The sequence below is a fragment of the Nocardioides oceani genome, assembly GCF_030412965.1.
In the GTDB taxonomy this organism is placed as follows: Bacteria; Actinomycetota; Actinomycetes; order Propionibacteriales; family Nocardioidaceae; genus Nocardioides; species Nocardioides oceani.
The window spans coordinates 1-3,162 of the sequence record NZ_JAUHJQ010000036.1; the positions used below are offsets into that span (position 1 = coordinate 1).

The 3,162-nt window shown below is 61.6% G+C and carries 5 protein-coding genes; all 5 read right to left on the reverse strand.

The features are described from left to right. Nucleotides 1-96 precede the first annotated feature (96 nt). On the reverse strand, nt 97-312 hold the full coding sequence (locus QWY28_RS23095; RefSeq protein ID WP_300955273.1) for an NADH-quinone oxidoreductase subunit A: 216 nt from the start codon (nt 310-312) through the stop codon (nt 97-99). 217 nt (nt 313-529) lie between these two features. Further along, nucleotides 530-805, reverse strand: coding sequence for a DUF305 domain-containing protein (locus tag QWY28_RS23100; protein ID WP_300955274.1), 276 nt, complete (start codon nt 803-805; stop codon nt 530-532). Next, nucleotides 771-1,061, reverse strand: coding sequence for a DUF305 domain-containing protein (locus QWY28_RS23105; RefSeq protein WP_300955275.1), 291 nt, complete (start codon nt 1,059-1,061; stop codon nt 771-773). Before QWY28_RS23105 ends, QWY28_RS23100 begins: the two co-directional genes overlap by 35 nt. 606 nt (nt 1,062-1,667) lie before the next feature. Continuing rightward, nucleotides 1,668-2,303 carry a DUF305 domain-containing protein gene (locus QWY28_RS23110; protein ID WP_300955276.1) on the reverse strand — a complete coding sequence of 212 codons (636 nt, stop codon included), beginning with the start codon at nt 2,301-2,303 and terminating at the stop codon, nt 1,668-1,670. 153 nt (nt 2,304-2,456) lie between these two features. Continuing rightward, nucleotides 2,457-2,738: an ArsR/SmtB family transcription factor gene (locus QWY28_RS23115; protein WP_300955277.1), complete on the reverse strand. Its 282-nt coding sequence runs from the start codon at nt 2,736-2,738 to the stop codon at nt 2,457-2,459. Nucleotides 2,739-3,162: the final 424 nt, after the last annotated feature.

The window sequence follows — 3,162 nt, forward strand, 5'->3', positions numbered from 1 at the left end:
TGTTGGTCTCTTCGACGATCCGGACAGCTCCCTCACGGAACTCCCGGTCGTACTTCTTCCGCTTCTCTGGCATCTCGATCCTCATTGTCGATGCCTCTACGGTCCGGGGGGAACCTCAAACAGCATCTCGACATCGAAGGCGAGGAAGAGCAACGTCGCGAGATACCAGCGCACGTGGTACCGGGACAGTGCATGCTGCTCCGGCACCCAGCCCGAATCGAACGGAAGCACATGGAGCGCGTGTGGGTGTACCGCCGCATACCGATGCAACGCATACACACCCAGCACTGGCACCACAGCGGCGACCGTCATGGCCAGTACACCTGTAAACACTTCTTCGCCCCTCTCGCAACCCATTGCGGTGCTTGACTTATAGCCAAGGGTCAGTGCGATCTGGCCGACGGGTCGATTAGAGCCTGTCCAGCACCTTCACGTCCCGCGCTCAGTTGGATGGGTTATCAGACCCATGGCGTTCAAAAACAGCCGAGCCGGGTCACAGCCGAAGCTCCGCAGGTGACCCTGAGGTCGGTCAATCCGATATTTCTTTATGGATGTCGTTCAGCGTGTTGAGTTCTTCCAGTTGAGACTGCCGCAGTTTGCGCTGCAGGTACGCCGCACTACTAGATGCGCTCCCGGCCATTGCGGTCTCAGTCATTTGGATGGCGGCCATGTGATGCCCTCCAACCACGGTGATCCAGTGCCGGTCAAAGTCGACGCCCGACAAGCGCTCAAGCAGATGCATGTGGTGCTTGTTCATCTCTTCGATCTGCTTAGCTGGCGGCGTCGGGGTCTTTTCCGGCAGCACGGATGATCTTGTGCAGTTCAGGAAGGTCACTTTCCTGATCGGCCACCGACGCCTTGGCGGCGTTACGCAGGGCTTCCGTGGCGGCGTTGGTCGCCGCCATTCGCGCCATCTGAATGCCGCTTTCGTGGTGAGGAATCATTATCGCCGCCCACGTCGCGTCTGCGGCGGACGGCTCTCCTAGGTCTGCTGCTGCAGCATCGGACGCAGGTGTGACAATCTCCGACGCCTTCGCTGCTGCTCGCTTCAACGATCCCACTGTTCGCTCCTTCTCTTGGAATGTACTCACCAATGACCCAGCGTGCTGATGGGTCGATTCAGATTTCGGCCGTCATGTACTGAACGGTCGGGCTCTATGGACTGATACCGAACGGCTGTGCCGGGTGTTCCCCGACAACGCTGTCCCCACCGTGGCGCAGATGTCAGCGCAGTGGGGATGGTCTGCACTTGATCAACTCGGCGACCTCGTCCTCCAGCACGCGTCGGCATATGCCCTGCAAGCCTGGGCGCACTCGAAGCATTTCGTGACGCACTCAGTAGCCAACTTTTCAATGTCCATCGCGTCGAGGACGTTCGGTGGGCCTTGAGCACCTCCACGGCGTTCACAGACAGCGCCTCCATGCTCGGCATCCGTGTACCCCTTTGGTGCTGCGAGGCTCGAAGCATCGCCCAACCGCTACCCGGCATCCGTGTGTCCACACGGACATGCGGGAGTAAGTTTGGTCGCGGGAAGACGTACCGACCCCAACAAGTAGCGAGGATGCGCACGAACACCGGGCTCCTCCCCTCCCAAATACCTCGCCGACCGACCACGATGAAACCGTCCGCTCACTTACGTTCGGCGCTGGCGCGTCCGCGCCCTGGCTCAGTGGTTGGGAGCCGCCACGACTCTGAGTGGCAACTGCGGGACGCCGAGGGTCGAGCTCAGTGCGACGGTGACCCAGTGCCGGTCGGTGCCCAGGGGGGTAGTGGCGGTGGCCTTAAAATCGGGGACCGGACGTGCGTCGGCCTCCTCCTCAGTGGTGGCGAGGCCGTTCTCGTCGATGTCCTGCAGGAGCCACTCCATCTCCTTGATCTCTCGTCGCTGGGCCTCGATGATCTGGTTGGCCAGCCTCCGGACGCGCACGTCATCGATATCGGCGCGTTCGCTGGTGAGGATTGCGATGGAGTGGTGCGGGATCATCGCCTTCATGTACTTCTCGTCATCAATGAAGAGCTGGGTGCGCGAAGCGTAGAAGGCGCCCAGGCCGACCACTAGGGCCGCCACCACCACGACAATGTTCAGCGTCCGGTTCTTGTACATCATCGTGGCCATAAACGCGAGCATCACTAGCGCCATAGCTCCGGTGGAGGTAAGCGCCATGTACAGGCGCTCCTGGCTGTAGTGCACGTGCTCGATGTTGTAGACGCTGCTGTACATAAGTACGAACATCACCGCAGCCGAGGTCGCAATCATCGCGCCGAACTTCAGATACATGCGCCGTTCGTGCTTCTTCTTCATCTGGTCGTCGTGACCACCGCCGTCGTGTCCCTTCCCCTGGCCGTTTTCGTGACCGGGTCGGCTGTCGTGGTGTTGGTCGTTGGCACGGTGCGGAGCGTTCCCCATGAGTTGTGCCTTTCGGTTATAATGGTCTTCCCATTGGAAGAACGAGAGCTAAATGTCCTCGTCCACTGGCGCGCGTGACATCACGATGAGCTGACGCAGGCAGTGTTCACGCAGCGGTTCGGGGAAACCGTCGGCGAGCTGGTAGTAGACGACCCTTCCCTCCTTGCGCCGTTTGACCAGGCCGGCGGTTCGCAGCACCCGGAGCCCGTAGGAGACGGCGTCCTCGCTGACCGACAGGGCCAGCGCGAGATCACCGACGCAGAGCTCGTCGACCACATCCAACGCGTACAGCAGGCGGGCACGGGTGGGGTCGGCCATCAGCGACAGCACGCTGGTCAACCGGTCGCCTTCCTCGCTGGTGGGAAGGCGAGCGCGGGCGTTGGCGACCCGCTCAGGGTCCACTGGATGCCGATGGCCGGGGTTCGCTGGTATGTCAGCCACGAACGAGCCGTACCCAACTAGACGCCACCGCATACATCCGTACGGATGCGCGGGCGTTCGGGGTGAAACCCCGTGACGAGCCGCCTCCGAGTGTGCCGTGGCCATTAGTCCTCGAGCACCGACAACGTCGCAACTCTTCCCCCTGAAGACGATAGCGGCGGTTGACCCGTCTGTTTGCCCAGCCTTCCATTGGGGGCTCTTCACAGACCGGGGTGTAGTAGGGGTCTGAAGCCGCCGGTCTCGAGCAGGCTCCTGGCGATGTAGTTGGTCAGGTTGCGGAACCCGAGCGCTGATCCGCGTAGGTGCTCGAGGC